The organism is Paenibacillus beijingensis (assembly GCF_000961095.1).
Classification (GTDB): Bacteria; Bacillota; Bacilli; order Paenibacillales; family Paenibacillaceae; genus Paenibacillus_O; species Paenibacillus_O beijingensis.
Genome location: NZ_CP011058.1, coordinates 1,434,848 through 1,455,231, shown reverse-complemented (window position 1 = coordinate 1,455,231; position 20,384 = coordinate 1,434,848). Strand labels below are relative to the sequence as shown.

At 48.0% G+C, this 20,384-nt stretch carries 17 protein-coding genes and 1 pseudogene; 11 read left to right on the top strand and 7 right to left on the bottom strand.

All coding sequences use genetic code 11. The features are described 5' to 3' along the window. The first annotated feature begins 18 nt into the window (after nt 1–18). Together VN24_RS06605 and VN24_RS06600 are read left to right on the top strand one after the other, a co-directional pair. Nucleotides 19–1,404 carry an ADP-ribosylglycohydrolase family protein gene (locus VN24_RS06605; RefSeq protein WP_045669745.1) on the top strand — a complete coding sequence of 462 codons (1,386 nt, stop codon included), beginning with the start codon at nt 19–21 and terminating at the stop codon, nt 1,402–1,404. A 9-nt stretch (nt 1,405–1,413) separates the two neighbouring features. Further along, the gene (locus tag VN24_RS06600; RefSeq protein WP_052702823.1) at nt 1,414–2,175 is read left to right on the top strand and encodes an AAC(3) family N-acetyltransferase; all 762 of its coding nucleotides are present in this window, start codon (nt 1,414–1,416) and stop codon (nt 2,173–2,175) included. Between the two features lie 90 nt (nt 2,176–2,265). Here the strand turns inward: VN24_RS06600 and VN24_RS06595 are convergent, their stop codons facing one another. Continuing rightward, on the bottom strand, nt 2,266–3,399 hold the full coding sequence (locus tag VN24_RS06595; RefSeq protein ID WP_052702822.1) for an SGNH/GDSL hydrolase family protein: 1,134 nt from the start codon (nt 3,397–3,399) through the stop codon (nt 2,266–2,268). Nucleotides 3,400–3,734: 335 nt separating this feature from the next. Between VN24_RS06595 and VN24_RS06590 the strand changes: the two genes are divergently transcribed. Together VN24_RS06590 and VN24_RS28410 are read left to right on the top strand one after the other, a co-directional pair. Continuing rightward, on the top strand, nt 3,735–4,568 hold the full coding sequence (locus tag VN24_RS06590; protein ID WP_045669744.1) for a family 10 glycosylhydrolase: 834 nt from the start codon (nt 3,735–3,737) through the stop codon (nt 4,566–4,568). Continuing rightward, nucleotides 4,469–4,951, top strand: coding sequence for an alpha amylase family protein (locus VN24_RS28410; RefSeq protein ID WP_158453656.1), 483 nt, complete (start codon nt 4,469–4,471; stop codon nt 4,949–4,951). The genes VN24_RS06590 and VN24_RS28410 overlap by 100 nt, the downstream gene beginning before the upstream one ends. A 106-nt stretch (nt 4,952–5,057) precedes the next feature. Here the strand turns inward: VN24_RS28410 and VN24_RS06580 are convergent, their stop codons facing one another. The 4 genes from VN24_RS06580 to VN24_RS06565 form a co-directional block, all read right to left on the bottom strand. Further along, a complete protein-coding gene (locus VN24_RS06580; RefSeq protein ID WP_238590846.1) occupies nt 5,058–5,558 on the bottom strand; it encodes a DUF1854 domain-containing protein in 501 nt (166 codons plus the stop codon). Next, on the bottom strand, nt 5,555–7,735 hold the full coding sequence (locus VN24_RS06575) for an ABC transporter ATP-binding protein (RefSeq protein ID WP_238590845.1): 2,181 nt from the start codon (nt 7,733–7,735) through the stop codon (nt 5,555–5,557). The genes VN24_RS06580 and VN24_RS06575 overlap by 4 nt, the downstream gene beginning before the upstream one ends. 176 nt (nt 7,736–7,911) lie before the next feature. Then, the gene (locus tag VN24_RS06570) at nt 7,912–8,760 is read right to left on the bottom strand and encodes a Gfo/Idh/MocA family oxidoreductase (RefSeq protein WP_045669741.1); all 849 of its coding nucleotides are present in this window, start codon (nt 8,758–8,760) and stop codon (nt 7,912–7,914) included. A 1-nt stretch (nt 8,761) separates the two neighbouring features. Then, on the bottom strand, nt 8,762–9,838 hold the full coding sequence (locus VN24_RS06565) for a Gfo/Idh/MocA family protein (RefSeq protein WP_045669740.1): 1,077 nt from the start codon (nt 9,836–9,838) through the stop codon (nt 8,762–8,764). A gap of 529 nt (nt 9,839–10,367) precedes the next feature. Between VN24_RS06565 and VN24_RS06560 the strand changes: the two genes are divergently transcribed. The 3 genes and pseudogenes from VN24_RS06560 to VN24_RS28570 all read left to right on the top strand — a co-directional run. Beyond that, entirely contained in the window at nt 10,368–13,070 is a 2,703-nt protein-coding gene (locus VN24_RS06560; RefSeq protein ID WP_052702821.1) for a glycoside hydrolase family 10-like protein, read from the top strand. 186 nt (nt 13,071–13,256) lie between these two features. Then, nucleotides 13,257–14,342: an SGNH/GDSL hydrolase family protein gene (locus VN24_RS06555; RefSeq protein ID WP_045669739.1), complete on the top strand. Its 1,086-nt coding sequence runs from the start codon at nt 13,257–13,259 to the stop codon at nt 14,340–14,342. Nucleotides 14,343–14,454: 112 nt separating this feature from the next. Next, nucleotides 14,455–14,616 (top strand): annotated as a pseudogene (locus VN24_RS28570) (NADAR domain-containing protein); the annotation flags it as partial. A gap of 266 nt (nt 14,617–14,882) precedes the next feature. Here the strand turns inward: VN24_RS28570 and VN24_RS06545 are convergent. Together VN24_RS06545 and VN24_RS06540 are read right to left on the bottom strand one after the other, a co-directional pair. Continuing rightward, complete coding sequence (locus tag VN24_RS06545) at nt 14,883–15,707, bottom strand: WYL domain-containing protein (protein ID WP_045669738.1); 825 nt, start codon at nt 15,705–15,707, stop codon at nt 14,883–14,885. Continuing rightward, nucleotides 15,694–17,004: a helix-turn-helix transcriptional regulator gene (locus tag VN24_RS06540; RefSeq protein ID WP_045669737.1), complete on the bottom strand. Its 1,311-nt coding sequence runs from the start codon at nt 17,002–17,004 to the stop codon at nt 15,694–15,696. Before VN24_RS06540 ends, VN24_RS06545 begins: the two co-directional genes overlap by 14 nt. Before the next feature lie 475 nt (nt 17,005–17,479). Here VN24_RS06540 and VN24_RS27650 point away from each other — a divergent pair, with 475 nt between their 5' ends. The 4 genes from VN24_RS27650 to VN24_RS06525 all read left to right on the top strand — a co-directional run bounded on the left by VN24_RS27650 (nt 17,480) and on the right by VN24_RS06525 (nt 20,303). Further along, on the top strand, nt 17,480–17,620 hold the full coding sequence (locus VN24_RS27650) for a hypothetical protein (RefSeq protein WP_158453655.1): 141 nt from the start codon (nt 17,480–17,482) through the stop codon (nt 17,618–17,620). A gap of 13 nt (nt 17,621–17,633) precedes the next feature. After that, the gene (locus VN24_RS06535) at nt 17,634–18,749 is read left to right on the top strand and encodes a slipin family protein (protein ID WP_045669736.1); all 1,116 of its coding nucleotides are present in this window, start codon (nt 17,634–17,636) and stop codon (nt 18,747–18,749) included. A 140-nt stretch (nt 18,750–18,889) separates the two neighbouring features. Next, on the top strand, nt 18,890–19,690 hold the full coding sequence (locus VN24_RS06530; RefSeq protein ID WP_045669735.1) for a nucleotidyltransferase domain-containing protein: 801 nt from the start codon (nt 18,890–18,892) through the stop codon (nt 19,688–19,690). Nucleotides 19,691–20,111: 421 nt separating this feature from the next. Further along, nucleotides 20,112–20,303 carry a DUF3934 family protein gene (locus tag VN24_RS06525; protein WP_045673043.1) on the top strand — a complete coding sequence of 64 codons (192 nt, stop codon included), beginning with the start codon at nt 20,112–20,114 and terminating at the stop codon, nt 20,301–20,303. Nucleotides 20,304–20,384 lie beyond the last annotated feature (81 nt).

Genomic DNA, 20,384 nt, shown 5'->3' with positions numbered 1-20,384 from the left:
ATCAGAGGTGAGCGAAGGTTGAAAATCTCGCAGCATGCTTATTTGCAGTACGCCCTGCACGTGGAAATCGAGTATGAACAAGCTTTGGATGAAGGCAGAATCATCGCTCCGAAGTTGGAGGAAGAATATGCGCAAATTAAAGCACTCGATCTGTGGGATCCGCAGCGGGAGAAGCTTGCCGCCGGTTTTCTCGACGAGATGGAAAAGATGGCCATACGGGTGGATTATCCATACGCCGAGCCTTCCGATTTGCCGGGCATTCTTGCTGCCAAGCCTTCCGAATACAATTCGGAAGCGGTTCCGGTTTCCAGGGAAAAACTGACGGACAAAATTTATGGCGCTTGGTTGGCGCGATGCGCAGGATGTTTGCTTGGCCATCCGATCGAAGGATGGCAGAGAGAACGCATCCTGGGTCTGCTGAAAGAAACGGGGAATTTGCCGATCCGTTATTACATTTCATCCGAAATCGATTCGTCGATTGCCGAAAAATACGGGGTGAAAAATACGCCTGGCAGTTACGGCAACGACAGCGTAAGCTGGATCAATAATGTCAAACACATGGTGGAAGACGATGATATGAATTACACGATCATCGGTCTCGCCATTGTGGAGCAGTACGGGTTTGACTTTACTCCCGATGACGTGGCGGAAGCCTGGCTTCGTTATTTGCCCATCCTTCGGACCTGCACAGCAGAACGAATCGCTTATCGGAATTTGCTGAATCTGATGGATCCGCCCCGCTCCGCTTCGTACCGCAATTCATACCGCGAATGGATCGGCGCTCAAATCCGGGCGGATTTGTTCGGGTACGTCAATCCGGGAAATCCGGAGAAAGCCGCGGAGATGGCGTGGAGAGACGCTTCTATCTCCCACGTGAAGAACGGGATATACGGCGAAATGTGGGTAGCGGCCATGCTCGCATCCGCAGCCGTAACCGATGATCTTGAATCCATTGTACTTGCAGGATTACGCCAGATTCCAGAGAAGTGCCGAATGGCAGAACACATTGTTCGCGTTATGGATTGGAAGCGGAAAGGCGATGGGTTCGACGAAGCGGTTGCCCGGATACGCGAAGAATACGATGAGAACAACGTGCATCACTGGTGCCACGCGGTTTCCAACGCCATGATCGTAGCCGCCGCGCTGTTATACGGGGAGGGCGATTTGGAGGCAACCCTCGGAATGGCCGTTGTTCCGGGTTTTGACACGGATTGCAACGGCGCCACCGCTGGATCCGTACTGGGAATGCGCAACGGCGCGAGCGCCCTGCCGGACAAGTGGATTGCTCCATTGAACGACAAGATCCGGTCCGGTGTGGAAGGTTTTGGCATCGTCCCGTTATCGGATTTGGCCAATCGAACGGTAAGGCTGATTGAGCAAAATCCGTATGTCTGTATGAAGTGAGGTGGTACATTGCAGCTGCTTACCCTATCGGAATTGATGCAGGACGTGGAAGAAATGGGGATTACAGAAGGGGACGAAGTTCTAGTTCACAGTTCGCTATCTTCACTCGGATATGTAGACGGAGGCGCCCGTACGGTGATTGAAGCATTAATTGCGGCCGTCGGGCCGGACTCCGGAACGTTGCTGGTTCCGACTTTAACGGGAACGCCTCATGATTCGCCGCAATGTCCGCCCCGGTTCGACGTGACCGAATCGAAGTGTTGGACGGGAACGATTCCAGAGACACTCAGGCGGATGGAAGGTTCATTTCGTTCGCTCCACCCGACACATTCCGTCGCGGCGATCGGCGTTCACGCGGCAAATTTGACGACGGGTCATGAAGACTGTCCGACGCCGTGCGGTTACGGCAGTCCGTATTATCGGCTTGGCTGCAGGAACGGGAAAATTTTGCTATTGGGGGTGACGCTGGATTCCAATACGACATTTCATACGGTGGAAGAACTGGCCGGAAGCGACTATCATCTGCAGCCGGAGCCGGCGATTGCTGAAATAACGGATGGGAACAAGCGTAGTTTCCTGCGAAAAATATGGCTCCATGACTGGGGAACGCCAAGATATTTTACAAGAATCGAGCAGCAGCTGATCGAACAAGGCATCATGCGGAAGGGGAAAATCGGTAACGCGGGTTCCTATGTCATTCATGCAGAGCCGTTCATTGAGTTTGGAGAGGAATGTCTGCGTAGAGATCCGGAGATGTTTGTGAGAAAGTAGAATATTAAGCCATGTTCAACAGGGTACCCATACTAAGGAGGATACCCATATTTCATCCAGGAAGCCGTCGATGATTGGCCATTGATTGTTTTAATCCAGGATAAACCCTTTAAAGTCCACCATTTTTGAAGGTCCAGTGAATACTTCCAATTGATGAAGTCCCATATCTAGCTGCCCTAATACCGTTTCTGTACCGGTTAAAGCTTTGGTCACAGCATTCACTTTTATATAAGTGTCTGAAGATGAGCTTCCTTTATAAACCTTTAGGGTCAGCTTCTTTTTAGCGTTAATAAATACCCACGCCGTCATGATTTTCATGTCTGCCAAATCCTGCTTGACATAATCGACATATACTTTGAAGCTGTCCGTTGGTGCAGCCGGCATCGTGAGCCAATCTTCAGGCACACAGTCCGAAACGCTTTGACTCGAGTAATCAATTTTTGTATAACCATCTACCATGATGGTTCGAGGACACAGGTGAGTGAAAATTAACTCTGCTTCGTACTGATGGCCGATATCTCCAAAATGCAACCGGTCTGAGATAATGCATTGTGCGCTGTGGGAGGAGTACAGCAAGAACATCTCCGTAAACTTGTTGAGGTCGATTAAGGGAATACGGAATTCATCCGCCAGTTCCCGTTTAACCTCGTTTGCGACAGATTGAATATGCTCGCTCGTTCTCATCGGATAGTCTTTCGTATATTCGGTCATGACTCCCGGCTGTACGATGGCTTGCGTTGTCAGAAGAAACGGTTGAATCTGGTTGAAGTAACACCAATAGATGATTTCCTGTATATGCTTCTTAAATCCGTCCCGGTAAGCTTTCTCGTTTGAGTACCCAAGCCGGTCGTTAATGCCGAAGCCGATACCGATCATCTTCACGTCCCGATACGCAGAAGTTCCGCTAAACTCCCGATCTAAGACGGTTGCGGCCCAGGACGCGACTTGACCGCTAAATCCCGCGTTATAAATGCGCAAAGTTTCGTTATTTGTCCCTTTTCGAAGGATATCCTCCAGTTTCTTGGCGAACGAATTAGGTGAAGTGCTGTCCGCACCAACGGTATTACCTACCCATTCCGCGGTGTTAACGCCATCGACTGTACTATCTCCGAAAAAAGCAATAGGGAACTTATTTCCCTGCAGCCACTCCGTCCATGCATCATTAAAGGTATAGATCCTTTGTGGTATACGTGCGCCATCTGAGCCGGGATTTCTGTTATTCAAAGTCGGCACCTCCTTGATTAGATATTCTATATTGATCACGAATATCCTCTAAAAATCAACTAAATTTTAAAGGAAAATTTCATTATTAAAGTATAATATAAAGGAATTTGCTTTTAACTACTAAGTAAGTACTTTGATTATTAGACTTCGGATCAAAAAATGAAAAGTGAAATGAGCTTTAAACACGATATGAGTTAAGGTGTCCTTGTCAAAATAAATACTGAATATTTATTCCTAAAATTATTTCAATATAGAAATAAAACTTTATAGTTATCAGTAATTTTGATATAATGAAATCTAAGAAATAAACCAGTACCGAGTTGGGAGGGAAATAGATGCCGTTGCATAACCAAATCGAAAAAGGCGCGAATGTGCTATGGGTTGACTTTCTGGCCAACGGGGCCCATCTGGCTGACCCAAGCGAGCAGGAAGCATTGGTGAGCCGGGCGAAGGAGTCCGGGGTCACGCATCTGGTCGTGGATGCGAAAATTCCTCACGGGCATACTACATATCCCAGTCGTTATGCTCTTCATGTCAGTGAGTGGTCGGACGGCCGCTATCAAGCATGGGAGGGCAGGGACTTTATGGCCGAAATATTGCGGGAGGCTCGTTCTGCTGGCTTGAAGGTTTTAGCTAACGTCGATGTGTTTATGGAAGGATCGAAGAAGAGCGGAGAAGGGATTGCTTTTCAAAAAAAAGATTGGGAGGTCGTTTACATCAAACCGGAATCTTCCGGTCTTTCCGCTTATGCGGAGGGTGAGGACAATGATGCCGTATTTGTGAATCCGATCCATCCGGAAGTCGTCGAACACGAGCTGTCTATCCTCCGGGAAATCGTTTCCGGGTACGGGGTCGACGGGATCGTGCTGGACCGCTGCCGTTATCCGAATATCCATGCAGATTTCAGCGACCGGAGCAGAGAAGGGTTCGAGCGGTATATCAACCAAACCGTAGAGCGGTGGCCTTATGATATTTTAGAGCCCGTTGCAGGCGGCGGACGGGGGATTTCCGGCAAGGAAAATGGTTTCCAAAATGGACGGAATGGCGCGCGCTCAACATCAAGAAATTCGTGCAGGAAGCGAAAGCGGCGGTCAAATCGATTCGCCACGAGTGCCTGTTTAGCATTTACGTCGGTTCCTGGTATCCGCTCTATTACCAGGAAGGAGTAAATTGGGCAAGCGAAACGTATCGTTCCAGCCTGCCTTGGGCATCGGTAGATTATCACCACAGCGCTTATGCGGATGAACTCGATTTCATCATGACAGGCTGTTATTACCCTGAGGTTACGGTCGAGGAAGCTGCCGCGAACAACAGACCGGCTGCATGGTATAGTGTGGAAGGCGCCATCGACATGAGCCTCGAAGCCATCCAAAACCGGATTCCTGTCATTGCCAGCCTGTATTTGAATGATTATGATGGAAATCTTGAACAGTTCCGGAGAGCGGTGCGGATGTGCCGGGAGCGAACGTATGGGGTGATGCTGTTCGATACAGTATACATTAACCGTTACGAGTGGTGGCAGGAAATGCCGTCTTTGTTGGAAGGAAAGTGAATCCTTCGCAGTTGCCGAAATAACGGTTTCATCAGGATAAAGAAACGTTCCCCTGGTAGAATGGATGACCAGGGGAACGTTTTTTAACGCTTTTGCGATTCGCGAATTATATCACATCTGTCAGCTGCATTCGGCTATGGCTGTCAAGCGTCCGCCAATCCTCGATTTCGCACCTCTTGCCGCTGACGTCCCTAAGGATAATGCGTCCCCCGCCCGGAAACAGCATATACTCATGCAAATTTGGCATGGACAAGCGGGTCCGGCCCAAGCCCGTCTGCAGCTCCCAAATCCACAAATCGGTTTTGTTTTTTACACTCTCGATACGTGTTACCCGAGGAAGGAAATAACGAAACTGAAGCTCTCTTTCCAATTCCTTTCCGCTCTCCTCATCAAGCTGCCAAATATCTTGGATGATGCCGAGTTCCTCGCCCTTGGAATCACGTATGGAAATATATTGCGTAGGGTACAGGAATGGAAAGGCACGGAAGACGATGAGCTCCTCATATAATTTGCCTTCGACAACGCCTTTAAGGACACCGCCCGTACCCCGGCTGAAATATACGATTTCCGGCTCCAGTATGTGTATATCATAGGTGTCGTTCATCATCCTTCAACCCCCTTGATTTTGGACAGTTCCTTCTGCGCCTCGACAAGCTTAAAGTACGCGCCCTCTTGGGCGAGCAGTTCTTCATGCGTGCCGACCTCCACGATTTTCCCGCGTTCCAATACGACAAGCCGGTCCGCATTCCGGAGCGTGGAAAGACGGTGTGCGATTGCGAAAGTCGTTCGGCCTTTGACAAGTCGCGAGATCGCTTCCTGGATTTGCCTTTCCGTTTCCGTATCCACTGAAGCGGTTGCCTCATCCAAAATCAGAATGCGGGGATCGTGGATAATCGCGCGAGCGATGGCAACGCGCTGCTTTTCTCCGCCGGACAGACGATGCCCGCGTTCTCCGACCCTAGTGTCATAGCCGTCCGGCAGACGGACGATAAAATCATGGGCATTGGCGATTTTAGCCGCCCGCATGATTTCCTCCGGCGTTGCATCCGGCTTGGAATAGGTGATATTCTCGGCAATCGTGCCGTCGAACAGAAACGTCTCCTGCAGGACGACGCCGATTTGCTTGCGCAGATCGGATTGGCTGATGCTGCGCAAATCGATACCGTCGATACGGATGGAACCTTCATCCGTGTCATAAAACCGGCAGATCAGATTGATGAACGTCGACTTGCCTGCTCCGGAATGACCGACAAGTCCAATCATTTCGCCGGCTTTCACCTGCAGGTTGATGCCCTTGATGACGGGATGATGTTTTTCATATCCATACGTCACATTGTCGAATATCACTTCACCCATAATTAGACCGATCGGCGCCGGGTCGCGGGCGTCCGGAACCTCGGAAGGGGTGTCCATCAGTTCAAATACCCTATCGGCAGCAGACAGTGCATGGCTTGCCCAGTTAATCATCTGGCTGACCCATTGCAGAGGACCGAACAGCATGCCGACATAAGCAATGAACGCCATCAGAACGCCGAGTTGAAGCTCGTCCCGAAGCACCGATGAGCCGCCATAATACCAGATAAACAGAGTGCCTACTCCGGCAATGAGAGAAAACATCGGAAAGATGCCCTGCCATAGACCTTCGATTCGGATATTCTGACGCACGACCTCGTGATTCGCTTCGGAATATCGGGATATTTCCGAAGTTTCCTGGCCGAACGCTTTGACGACACGAATCCCCTGCAGCGAATCGCCAACCAGTACATTGAGCCGAAAAATGGACCTCCACTGCTGGTACCAGCGCCGACCCATCTTGGGCCATATTTTCATGGATACGGCAATCATAACCGGCATCGGCAGCAGGGCAAGCAGCGTTAATTTCCAATCTAGACCGAACATAATGACAAAAATGGCGATGACACGAAGCGACTCCCCGCTGAACCAGATGACGCCGTCCGTCATGAATTGGCGCATCGCCTCTGAATCGCTGTTGACGCGTCCGATGAACTGGGACGTTTGTCTCCTATCAAAAAAAGCGAGGGACAACCTCATCAGCGAGTTGTAGATGTCATTGCGCAAATCACCCATCAACTTGGAACCGACCCACACGCCGATCAATCCGCGCAGCGTTTGCATCACGGACATCACTAGAGATGTAGCGCCGAGTCCGAGCACGACCCATAGCAGCGTCGATCCCATGTTTTTCGGCTGCAGCACGTCGTCGATCATGACTTTGGTCAAGTAAGGAGGAATAAGTTCAAAGACGGTTGTCATAATGAGCAGAAACGCTGCTGCCGTCATTTGGAGCTTATACGGTTTGGCATACCGCAGCATGCGAGCAATCACTTTTCCGTTATTTTTGCAAGTCGGGCATATTTGCGTGCCTTCGGACAGCGGATTTCCGCAATTGGGACAGTAACGGGGAAACTCATTCTCCAAGGCAACCGGACGTTCTTCTTCCTTGGCCATCGCGCTTAATAATTTGGCGGCAAATCCGAATACCGAGGATAACGCAGCGGTGTACCGCGCGATCACGATCGGTCCGTTCTTCGTGTCGGCAATCAGCATTCCTCCTCCGACGCCGTTCATCGCATGTGCTTCCGTCAGCTCCCCGATCGCAAGCCGGAAAGACAGTGAACCATCTTCGCACCAGAGTGTAATTTCATCCTCCGTGATTATGACCGACAGCTCACCGAAATGCCCATCCAGCTGCAGGTCCGTTTTCGCGCTGAATATCGGCTCGCCGGACAATTGTGTCCGAATTTTTTCTGATAGTGTGCTCATAATCGACATGCTTTCCTCCATTTACAACGGATAAATGATCCTTTGCTCCAGATTCTCTATGGAGTATCCGTTTGAATAATAATGTCGAAATAAGTCGCAGCGCTTCGTTGTATTCTTCTTACGTTTGCGGAATGAAAGTGGACACGCCATCGGAGTTGAAAATGCGAAATGCCAAGCTATACCGTTTCAGATGGAAGCTCCAGCCATTGATAGGGATTTTTCGCAGCCTTATGCCCGTACTCAATCAGGGTTGCTATTGCTATCGTTTCGGACGGGTCGACCACAGGCTTGCCGGTCTCAAAAAACGTGATCAAGTTTTTAATAAACAAACCGAAGAAATCCGATTCGGGCTTTAACAGTTTCGTGTTGCCCGAATCATAGTTTAACACCATACTGAAAGGACATTCCCATCCGAAATGATGGATCGTGGCTTGTCTTCCATCCGCGAATCCGATAAGCAGGGCGGGAGATTTGGGAGTTCCGATATACATGACTCGCTTAGGCTCGCTTCCCATAAGCGAGACGATCGGCTCAATTTGATGAATGGAATAATTGCTGAAACTTCCTGGGCCGACGCTGCAAATGGTTTCAATGCCTTGCTTATCTGTTTCAATGTATTCAGTTGCAAACCGAAGAGCAGAGGTTGAGTACATCGGCGTTCCGTGATGATTGGCTGACTCGAACAGACGAAGCGCAGTCTTTCTATCGGGAGCAAACGTTTTATCGATATATGTGGGTTTTCCCGATTGTAGAGGAAGCGCGGACAGTTCTTCGTGAAACTCCGGATTATCGGGTGACAGTACGATCAAATAATCGCTTTGTTCCACAACAGCCTCTATTGAATCGAGCAGCTGTATGCGTTTTTTTTCACACCAGTCGGCGTTGCTGAGCCCGGTTGTGGAATCGGTCTTGCCGTAAGCGTAAGTTACTTTCATCTTGCCGTCCGTCGCACTTTCAATCCATTCCGGATATTTTTCTGCATGCCATTCATCGAGGAAATAATCGATAAAACCGATCTTAGCCATCTTATTTATCCTCCAGACTTGTTAGGGTTATTTCTGCGCCTGCATCGGATGAATCATATATTGCCTGAATAATTTTCGCGGTGACAACGACCGTATCAATGTGTGACGGCAGTTTTTCGCCTGATCTAATGCACTCTATAAAGCTATCGATCTCGGTTTGAAAATGATTTCCCATATTGAACTTGGGAGTGGTTTCAAACAAGGCGCCGTTTTGTGCGCTGTAAATTTTGAAGTCCGCTCCGTATTGGAGTCTTATTCCGGCCTTGTCCCCCAAAAAATCGATATACATCTCTTCGATGCCTATATTTTGAGCCCATGCGCCGTTTAGTGTAATGCTCGGTCCTTCGGTTCTGATCATCGCCGTTACAAAGTCATCAACATCGTACGTTCCGGAATAATCGGGAGGACCTGCCCACATATTCAAATATGAGTAGTTTTCCATATTCCGTCCCAGCATGCTGTATGTCTGTCCGGAGACCGTTTTGGGTTGCGGATCGCCCGAACAATACATGACGATATCAAGAAGATGAACACCCCAATCAATTAATACGCCGCCGCCCGCGATTGACTTCGTAGTGAATGCTCCTCCTAACCCTGGAATAGAACGTTGCGCACGGAAACTTACGTATACATGGTAAATTTCGCCGAGCTCGCCGGTTTCGATCATTTTCTTGATGATGTTTACACCGGTATTAAAGCGGTTCACAACGCCGATATTCAGTACCTTCCCTGTTTCGTGCTGAACCTTTTGCATTTCCAGCGCTTCGGAATACGTTCTTGCGGCCGGTTTTTCGCATAATACGTTTTTGCCAGCACTCAAAAAATCGATCGCGATTGATGCATGAACATGATTTGGTGTGCAAATCGACACGGCTTCGATTTCAGGGTCGTTTAAGATGTCATGATAATCTTGAATCGCTTCACCGCATCCGTACTCCTTAACAGCCTTTTGGGCCTTTTCTTTAATGATGTCGCAAAAATATTTTATCTCCGCACATGGGTTGGCCATGTATGCCGGGATGTGTGCACTGTTAGCTATAGTGCCGCATCCGATTACTGCAACTTTCATTTTTTTCATAACAATTTCCTCCAATGGATGAGATGTGGTGCACTACCCCGGATAGATGTTCTCCCGCGAACATTACGTTTAACAGCCGCCTGTAATAAATTTGTGTGAGCGTTTATTCCGGCTCGTATCCAGATTATCTACAACATAACATCTAGTAGATTTTTTTTCCATAAAAAAATATATATCGGATTATTTCTTCAGTATGTAAGCCGGCAAAGCCTGCTCCGCCTAGATGATTAGATCGATCTCCACTTACGAAGAAGACGTGGCGGCCATGGGTTTGGGTGTCGATCTCTATAGTAAAAGACTCATCAAAATTTGCTGTGTGAAGGGGAAATGAAGCTTATCAATTCCAATAAAGGAGGAAATATTTTTTTATCAAAATAAAAAAAAAGATCTTTTCATTGTAAACAAACGTTACTATAATTAACACATGGGTAATGCATTCAAATATATAGGAGATGACGAAGAGAAGAGCATGTCAGACTTTCAGGAACAATCTATGAACAATAGTCTACAGGAATAGAGGAGGCGTAAAATGAAAAAGAGGAACAAAGCCTTATTAATTCTGGTGGGAATAACACTTTTTTTTACGGGAGCGGTTGGACAGGCAGGTGCAGATTCGGAGGGAGTTCCGGAAATCGTTCTTGAAGACGGAAAGAGTTTATCCGTCAATGCGATCGATCAAGAACGTGGTCAGGATCAACTTGCAATCTACACACGAAACTATGGTGAAACGACGCCTCCGTTCAGTGAAGACACTGTGGAGTATATCGTGGCCGACGGCGTTGTAGTGGTCAAAAATCAGAATGGCACCAAAGGAACGTTCATTCCGACGACGGGATATGTTCTGTCTGCTTCCGGAACGTCTACCGCCGCGCTCGGGGATCTGGATGTCGGTGATGTGTTACAAACGCGGAACATTGAAATTCCGGTGCTTCCGTCCAAGTACTTTACCGTGAACGGAATTACTGTCGGCATCGATAAAGTAGACGCTTCCCGCGGAGCTAATGAAGTTATTCTTTACCAGCCTTCCTATGGTTCTTCGACTGGACAAAATCCGTGGGGGATGGAACTGACCGTCGTCCAAGACAAGGTCACGAGAGTAACAGCGATCACTTACGATCCTGGTACGGGACAATATTTGAATAACGACTCTCCCATACCAACCGATGGTTATGTTCTCTCGATTCAAGCCGGAAGTCCCTTCTACAATCAATTGAACGGAAAGGTTGCGGTTGGCGACTCGGTGGAGTTGGTTACGAACAGCCTGATCTATTCGGCAGGCAAAATCACTTACGACGCTTTTAATCCGAAGGTGAAAGAAGACAACCCAGCCGGCTGGGACGATGCCGCAGGCGGACCTTTTCCCGGCTTTCGGGGCGCGGACCAGTTGATCGTCTATGACCGCAACTACGGTACGCACACCGGAACGAACCCTTGGGGCTTCGAAGCGGTTGTGAACGACAAAGGCTTCATCATCTCAAACGGAGGCAACGACAGCCTTATTCCCGAAGGCGGCTATGTCCTGTCCGGTCACGGGGTGAAAAACGAATGGTTGACGAAAAACGCCTTGGTGGGCGCCAAAGTAAGGTTCGACCATGCGAATAAACAAGTGCTGATCATTTTCACACCGGAATCGTATTTGGACAAGGCCGATATCAGCATCGCGAATGCGGAAAAAGCGCTGCAAGATTCCAAGAGCAAGTTCATGGATGTTCCATACGAGCAAATCGAGCAGAAAATCGCAGCTGCCAAAACGCTCAATGAACGGGCGAAAGCGGAGCTCTCGGGCGGTGTAACGAACGGGTTATTCGAGCTGTTGAACGAATTGGATCAATATATATCGGATACCTATTTTATGAATTTCGAGTCACGCAAAGTCGACAATCGTGGCCTGTGGCTTCGTCCCAAAGAGAAGAACATAGAACAAGTGCGGGAACATCTGAAAAGAATGAAAGAGACGAACATCAATTCCCTTTATTTGGAATCGATGTGGGACGGTTACACGATATTCCCCATCGACAACCCTTATACCAAGTTAAATCCGATTTACGAAGGATTTGACGTGTTGAAGGCTTACCTTGAAGAAGGGGAGAAACTGGGCATCGAGATTCATGCTTGGGTGGAAAACTTCGCTTTCGGTACTGGCGGACCGGTCGTTGAGAAACGTCCCGAATGGCTCATGGTGAACAGAAAAGGGAATAATTTCGAACTGGATGACTATGGTACAAAATGGTACTGGTTAAATCCCGCTCTGCCGGAAGCCAGAGACTTTGTTTCGTCCATCTATAAGGAATTGTTGACCAGATACGATGTCGCTTCCCTGCATCTGGATTATGCCCGTTATCCGGGCTCCGGAGACTACACGAATGATTTCGGATACGATACCTATACACGCGGTTTGTTCATCAAGAAGGCCGGCGTGGATCCGATTGACCTGCATCCAGGAGACGATCATTGGGATGAGTGGCTTCAATTCCGGGCCGATTTCATTAATACGTGGATCGAGAGGGTAGTTGCCGAATCCCATGTGATCAGAGACGGTTTACAAATTACAGCGGCTGTATGGCCCAATTATGACGAAGCTCCAAAGACGCACGCCCAGGAAACCAAGTATTGGGTAGAGCATAATCTGATAGACAACCTGTTTCATATGTCCTATGTTCCGGACGCTGTCGTCGTCGTACAGGATTTGAAAAATTCACTCCTTCTTGCCCAAGGTAAATCGTTCGTGACGTCCGGTGTCGGTACCTTTATCAATTTGACAAAGACGGAGCTCGTACGTCAAATCAATGCAGCGGTAATGGCGGGAGGGGATGGATCCGCTTTGTTCGAATTCGAATCGCTGTTCGGCAACGGTTATGATCGTGAATTAAAACTCGGCGTTTACCGTAATGAGGCGGTGATGCCAGATTACCGGACGACACTTCCGCTGTCCGTGATGGTGGAAGATATGGTCCGCAAAATCGATAACATCTACGTTCCATTCCAGGGAATGAGCGCTAATGACGCGAAGGGGCTGGAGCAGGATCTGAATAGCGTTTTAAATGTCTTGAAGCCACATCGGGAATACAACCACGGCATCGCTACGGCCGCGAAGCAGAAGCTGGAGAGCCTTCAGAAAGACACCTCCGAATCGATGACGATTCAGGCGGAGGTGAAGAACCGATTGACGTTTGATTTGGCTTTTAGCGTCAGGTTGTTGGATCTATATTTCGCCAAGGAACAACGAAAATAAGAACTAAATAACGGAATAAATAGGACATTCACCGATTATTCGGTTGTGGATACGACTCATTGGGTCGGATGGAAAAACTTTAATAAGCAATTTGCACTCTGCACTCTGTTGGCAATTTTGCAAGCCGGCAGTGGAAATTCCGATGGATTTCTTAAATTCCGATTAATTCGCGGAAGGAATGATCTAATGGATAAGGGTGAATCGAACAAAATTTCCTCTGCAGCCGAAACGATCGCACTGGTTTGGCATTCCCCGAAGGAGCTGCCGTTTCATATTGCCGGATTAGCATGGTTTAAACAAGAGAGTGTATACAGGAGATTACCGTTAACTCCTAATTTTTCGATTCCACCGGCTGTTGATGACCTTGCCAATTGCACGGCTGGAGGTCAAATCCGCTTTCAAACGAATTCGAGCCGATTATCGGTTAAGGTGCGTTTGACCGGAAAGGCGAATATGAACCATATGCCGGCTACGGGACAGTGCGGCTTCGACTGCTATATCGGAATGCCGGGTAAGCAGATGTACTACAGCACGACTAAGTACGACCATACGAAACAAGAATACGAATTTTCAATGTTTGAAAAGCTTATTGTGGGTGTTCAAAATATTACTTTGTACTTCCCGCTTTACCAAGGAGTTGAAGAAGTGCTGATCGGAATTGATCCGGATGCTGACATTATATCGCCTCCGCCGTATCAACGTAACCAACGGATTATATTCTACGGCACTTCGATTACTCAGGGAGGATGCGCTTCAAGACCGGGAATGGCTTATACTAACATTTTAAGCCGAAAGATTAACGCTGAATTTATTAATTTAGGTTTTTCCGGAAGCGGTAAAGGCGAAGCGGAAATGGCACACATTGTGAGTGAAATCCCGAATCCGGCGCTTCTTGTTCTTGACTATGAAGCAAACTCAGTGAGCCCCGAATTGCTCCAAATGACCTTGCCGGGATTCATTCTAATTTACCGCAACAAACATCCTGATGTGCCAATTGTCGTCCTTTCCCAAATCCGATTTGGGCAGGAGTTGTTCGATCGTGAATTGCTCGAACTGCGGCTTCAAAGAAAAAGGATTCAGATGGAAACCGTGAATGCCTTCCGTGAGAAGGGAGATAAAAGAATTTTTTTTCACGATGGCGAACATTTGCTTGGAGCTGCTGATTTTAACGAGTGCACGGTTGACGGCATTCATCCTACCGATTTGGGTTTCAATCGGATGGCCGAACAGCTGGCACCGATACTGAAACCTTATATTCTCGGATCAGATTAAATTCCATGTGAATCTGAGATGATTGACTTCGTCATGATCATTGAGATTGTTATCGGGCTGGTTGTCCCCAAATAACTCGAGTTCTTAACGGAGGGGTAGGATGAGTAATGAGAGATACAAAATGGAGCAGCACGAAGAAGTCAAACAAATTTTGATGTCTACAGGCAATTGTCTTTTGGTCGAACATACCTCCAACGATTCCTTCTGGGGCGATAATGGGGATGGAACCGGACGTAATATGCTCGGCCAGATTCTGATGGAGGTTCGAAACGAACAGGAAGGTTATTCGCCGGAATTCTTTTTGCCGCAATGGATTGTTTATCCTGAACACCATCCCTTCAGCCTATTCTGGAGGATGGGAAGGGGAGAAGATTATCTATTGCACTTATGGGAATGGCAAAACGGGTTAAGTAAAAAAGCATTGCAGGAGTACGACGCTTACTTCGTACCTCCCGAAGAATGGAAAGATGAACAGGAATAACATTGGAGGCGGGCTTAGCTGCCCGCCTCCTCCACAAGCAGTATACGAACCGGAACAGGTTATGAGGACAATTCCTCATCGCCTGGAATGATCCCGTAACGTTCCAAGGCCTTTGTCGATGCTTCCAACATCCGCCTTTTCAGATAATCGCCCTCCACCACGCGAACTCGTTTCCCCAGAAAACGGAGCTTAGAGAGAAGATACTCGAATTCGTCCGCGAGAAGGCATACCCTGATTCTATAGGAATCGTTCTCCGCATCGTACTCCACATCTTTTTCGAAGCTGGAGAAAGCATACAGGATGCGAGACAACTCTTCGTTATATTTGCGGACGATTTCAATCACCGCTTCACTCTTACGCGATTCCAGGATCCTGCCGGTCTTCTTGATGATGCTATCTGCTGTCGACGGTTTGATCGTTTCTGAAGTCACAGCATGTATTTTCTTGAGCCTCGTGCTCATAAATGCCTGATACCGGAGGTGATACCAGAGCAGATACCATTCTCTCTTGACCATCGAGTATTCCAATTTGTACGAAAATCCCGAATGGTCCCGGTTAACGCGGCCACCCTTAATCTCGTAAGTGATACGGATTCCAGTCTTATTCATGATGTGCCGGCGCAGAGGCCGCAGGAGCGGGTGATACACCTGCTTTTCCATACTGCGGGCTTTTTCAATCAAGTGGCGGGAGGTGTCCATCACCTCATCCGGCTCAAGGATTGCGCGCAGTTTGTCCAGTGTATCCGGAGTAAAGGCGTCAGCAGATGCGGGATGCTCCAGCATCGTCTTCAGCCACGCCCGTTCATGCGAGGTAATCATGAAGGTGCCGGAATCCTCCAGGCGGGAGATGATCTGGTGGTTGAATATTTTCTCAAACAGATTCATAGTAGGACTGAATCTCCTTCCATTCGGCAATCATTTCCTGGCGGAGCCGAATGGGCTCCAGAATCTCGCAGCTGGAACCGAAACTCCGCAACCACGGCTTGATCTCGGTCGTCCCGTTTACGGTGATTTCATAGATAAAAGAATAATGATCTTCAGACACAATCTGTCCCCATTGTCCCTGCAGCATGACCCGGTCTTTCACGAAGTTGGGCTCGGAACCCTCCGGATTGTAAAATCGTGCGCGCACCGTCACCGGCCGGCCTGTATCGATCAGCCAGCTGTAACGTATTTTGTCCGCAAGCTCGCTCTGCTTTTCCTCAAACCAATCCTCCGCTGCAGGCTCATCTTCTTCGATTTGCGTCATTCCTTCCAGGCGGTATTTTCGGATTCCTTCTCTGCCGTAAGAAAGCAAATACCATCGTCCATATTGATGATCGTAGACAATCTTCAGCGGAAGCGTTTTTTCGGCTTTGCCCTCCGTATCCCGTTCAAATAAGGGATTGGTGTTTTTGGAGGCGTAGCTTTTTTCGGACTTCGGAGAAAAGTAGAGAAAACGGACCTTGCGGCGGTGACGGATGGCATGAAGCAGCGTGAACAGGTGCGCCTCATCCAAAATCCGCGAGTAATAGTGATACTTATATAAAAAGGGCTCGACGGCGTGCTGCTCGACTTGATTGCGCAAAAGATGCTTCTTGAGTCCATCGCGCAGCAGATAGCCTTGAACGGAAGGCACCTGTGTGTTCGCCATCACATCCACAAAATCATATAAATCCATAAGTTCCTCATCGGATAAGCTCCGGACCAAGTCGTTATGAATGCGATACCGGTAGGGGCGAGGTCCTGGTTCCCTCCTGATGACGCCAACCGCTTCCAAGTACTTAAGGTCCGACCGGATCGTCTTCTCGTCCGGCAGCGCAAGGTCGGATGACAGACTGCTGCAGCACAGATCCAACAGCTCCATTGCCGTCAAAGCCTGCTCGTTCATCGCCCCGAGCAGCAGCGACATTCTTTGACTTTCGGATTCTTTTACGGATTTGGCTCGAAACAGAAACAGCAGCAGAGGATCGGTGGAGTCATAATAGCTGAACCGAAGGGTCTCGGAAAATTCCTTGCTCTGTTCCTGCTGTAAATGCTGGTGCATGGAGTTTACGACTTCTTTGAGCCGCCGGATCGTTTTGTCAAAGGTGTGGACGGAAATGCCCAATCGCTCTGCGAACTGCTGTCTGCTAAATGCGCCGCTTGTCAGCACGAGCATGCGCAGGAACTGGATTTCTTTATCAAAGCTTTCCTTGGCCATCGTAATCCCCCCGTTCAATAAAACGTCTTTTTCTATTCTAACAGGGGAGGGATTTGGATGAAATGGAAACTTTATGGGTAGTCGTAATACTTTTGCCATGTTCGTTCCGATTGAAATGAGCGATTATAGAACCTGTAAGACGCAAGTGTTAGGTGGTAAACGCTAATGGCGTTTCATCATACATGGGTTCTTATTCGGACGGTCGTAACGAGGCGGGGATATCCGTTTATCCCGCAGTGCCGTGCCTGTTAGGTTACGGTATCCTGTACGATCGGATCGGTAAAAGCCACTATTTGGGGTTCGATTCCCCAATCGCCTAGGGAGCGATTCTGGTAGAATACTCGACTTTCAATCGAGCGAAAACTTGAACAAAGACCAAAGGATAGAATCCCTAGCGGCTAGTTTGAGCGCACTGCAGGAAAGGCCTTGCAATCTGTGGATACCGATGGAGCGAAACTCCGGGAGGCTTTTTAGGATGGAAGAGGAAGAAGGATGGCTGAAGCAGGGTCATCCTCCTGAATCAAATGTCCTTAAAAATCACGGGCAGATCGCTTATCTAAAACGAGATTCCGCCGGAACCGCAGCGGGATTCTACATCCAATGGTCGAACCATTAAGGGGGTAACAAATATGTTTAAAAAAGTAACCATTCAAGCTGACCAGCGCGGTTTACTCTTTCATAAAGGAAGTTATGTGAAAAAGCTTATTCCGGGGACCTATCACTATTTATTGTGGTCACAAACCACAGTTGTCGTGTTGAATATCGCGAATCCGTTCGTTGTAGAGGGCAAAGATTTGCAGTTGTTCCTTCATGATGAAGACCTTGTGCGAGAGCTCGATATCATGCGAGTACAAGACCATGAATACGTACTGCATTATGAGGACGGTCAATTCGTACAACTGCTTAAGCCTGGTGTCTACGCCTACTGGAACATACTCAAAAAACATACCTTTTTACATTCGGATATCAGAAAACCTGAATTGCCTGCCGAGGTAGACCGTTCGATTATACCGAAGCTTACAGCCCATGTGCAGTCCTGTGAAATCGCGAGTTACGAATCCGGATTTTTATTTTTCGATCATGTTTTACAACGAGAGCTTTCTCCTGGAAAGTACTACTTCTGGAAGGGCCCCGTTTCGGTTATGATTAAGTCCATTGATTTAAGACAGCAGCAAATGGATCTCATCGGCCAAGAAATCATGACGGAAGACAAAGTCACGCTGCGGTTGAACTTCGTCTGCCAATACAAGATCGTAAAGCCATTACGTGCGTTAGAAATGAAATCGTTCGACGAGCAAATTCATATCCAGCTTCAGCTCATGCTTCGGGAATATGTCGGAACTCTTAAATTGGACGATCTTTTGAAACGAAAAGAGGACGTAGCGTCGTTCATCCTGTCCCGTTTACGTGAGGAGGGTGATGAATTCGGAGTACAGTTCCTGAGTGCGGGGGTTAAGGATGTCATTTTACCGGGGGAAATGAAAGATATTCTAAACACCGTCCTGCTTGCGGAGAAGAAGGCCCAGGCGAATCTAATCACTCGTCGGGAAGAAACGGCCTCGACCCGAAGTTTGCTTAATACCGCGAAGCTGATGGACGAGAATCAGACGTTATTCCGTCTGAAGGAGCTGGAATTCCTGGAGAAAATATGTGAGAAAATTGGATCCATCTCTTTAACGGGTGGCGGGGACCTGTTGGAGCGGTTGAGTTCTCTCATTGGTGAGAAAAAGGAAGCAAGCAAATAACGTGAGCGCATCGAGCGGCGGCTATTCGTCGCCGGTGGAGCGGGTAGATGGGATAAGTTTAGACCATCAACCGTAAGAATTGGCCATGGGCGCTGAATCCATGGTCTCTTGCTAATTCTATGTCCAAGGGGGAGACCCGCATGTCCGATGTTAGACGACAAATCATAGCAGAGTTAGAACGAATCGAAAAGGAAGAAAATGTTCGGATTTTGTATGCTTGCGAATCGGGCAGCCGCGCATGGGGTTTCCCGTCAAAGGACAGCGACTACGACGTCAGATTTATCTATATTAGACCGGAAGAATGGTATTTATCGATTTTCGAGAAACGAGATGTGATCGAACGGCCGATCAGCGACATGCTGGACATCAGTGGCTGGGACTTAAGAAAAGCCTTGAACTTGTTCCGCAAATCGAATCCGCCGCTGCTGGAGTGGCTTCAGTCCCCGATTGTATATTTGGAGAACTATTCGACAGCAGAGCAAATCCGCCGCATTTCTCCATACACTTTCTCCCCAAGGTCATGCATGTATCACTATCTGCACATGGCGAAGGGGAACTATCGGGAGTACCTGCAGGGTGAACAAGTAAAAATCAAGAAATACTTCTATGTTCTGCGTCCAATCTTGGCATGTGAGTGGATCGAGAAGCACAACGCGATGCCTCCAATTGAATTTGATCGGCTTGTCGATGATTTGGTTCCGGAGGGAAGTGAGCTTAAGGCGATTATTCTCGATTTGCTAACCCGTAAAAAAGCAGGCGACGAAATGGATTACGAACCGAAGATCAATCCGATCAACGAATTTTTAGAGGAACGAATGGCCTACTACGAGCGAACAGCATCAGGTATGCACGCTGCTGACGGCGGCCAGGATCAGTTGCTTGACGAGTTGTTCCGATCGACGCTGAAGGATTCCACGGTCAAAAAGAAATCATTTAAATAAGCACTGGATAGGGTCTTCATGATAAAATAAAAAGGATGGCTGTTATCAGCCGCCTCGAGAGTGAGTAAATGCCCATCCTTTGGAAGGAGAAATCATGGAAGGAAATAAAATCAATTATGAATCCATTGATGAATATATTTCAACATTTTCTCCCGAGGTTCAGGAAATACTTCAAACGTTAAGAAAAGGAGTCGGCAACAGACGCAAAGGGAAAGATAAGTTATCAAATGCCTACTTTTGCGCTGCATGGAAATCTGGTGCATTTTGCTGCTTATCAAAATCATATCGGATTTTATCCAACTTTCAGTCAGTACAATTTCCTATCGAAAAGCCGCTGCCTTATGAATTAATCTGCAGGATCGTTAAAGTTAGAGTGGCTGAGAATACAGAAGTTAACGACAACGAAAAATGGAGTGATTACTTGGCTAAATCTAAGGGTAAAGGCGGAACAGGCAGGGGAACAGATAAAAAGGGCTGGAACCGATGGCAAGCAAGTGCTAACAGAAAAAGAAGCGCGCCTAAACCTTATAAAAGCAAAGGCACGAAAAATCAGGATGGAGCCGAAGCTTCCGGTAATCCTAAAGGCGACAAATCAGACAAGCAGGGCACCTGAAACCTCCTTGATCAGTGGCTCGAAAACGCGTTTATCGACAAGGTAATCTGAATGGATATGGATAAAACTGAATCTAGGGGT

What these genes read in the sequence shown, in the direction of transcription:
- VN24_RS06555 (WP_045669739.1), top strand. Translation starts at nt 13,257, where the DNA reads ATGGATAAGGGTGAATCGAACAAAATTTCCTCTGCAGCCGAAACGATC.
- VN24_RS06565 (WP_045669740.1), bottom strand. Translation starts at nt 9,838, where the DNA reads ATGAAAAAAATGAAAGTTGCAGTAATCGGATGCGGCACTATAGCTAAC.
- VN24_RS06575 (WP_238590845.1), bottom strand. Translation starts at nt 7,735, where the DNA reads ATGAGCACACTATCAGAAAAAATTCGGACACAATTGTCCGGCGAGCCG.
- VN24_RS06535 (WP_045669736.1), top strand. Translation starts at nt 17,634, where the DNA reads ATGTTTAAAAAAGTAACCATTCAAGCTGACCAGCGCGGTTTACTCTTT.
- VN24_RS27650 (WP_158453655.1), top strand. Translation starts at nt 17,480, where the DNA reads ATGGAAGAGGAAGAAGGATGGCTGAAGCAGGGTCATCCTCCTGAATCA.
- VN24_RS06530 (WP_045669735.1), top strand. Translation starts at nt 18,890, where the DNA reads ATGTCCGATGTTAGACGACAAATCATAGCAGAGTTAGAACGAATCGAA.
- VN24_RS06580 (WP_238590846.1), bottom strand. Translation starts at nt 5,558, where the DNA reads ATGATGAACGACACCTATGATATACACATACTGGAGCCGGAAATCGTA.
- VN24_RS06545 (WP_045669738.1), bottom strand. Translation starts at nt 15,707, where the DNA reads ATGAATCTGTTTGAGAAAATATTCAACCACCAGATCATCTCCCGCCTG.
- VN24_RS06560 (WP_052702821.1), top strand. Translation starts at nt 10,368, where the DNA reads ATGAAAAAGAGGAACAAAGCCTTATTAATTCTGGTGGGAATAACACTT.
- VN24_RS06540 (WP_045669737.1), bottom strand. Translation starts at nt 17,004, where the DNA reads ATGGCCAAGGAAAGCTTTGATAAAGAAATCCAGTTCCTGCGCATGCTC.
- VN24_RS06590 (WP_045669744.1), top strand. Translation starts at nt 3,735, where the DNA reads ATGCCGTTGCATAACCAAATCGAAAAAGGCGCGAATGTGCTATGGGTT.
- VN24_RS06570 (WP_045669741.1), bottom strand. Translation starts at nt 8,760, where the DNA reads ATGGCTAAGATCGGTTTTATCGATTATTTCCTCGATGAATGGCATGCA.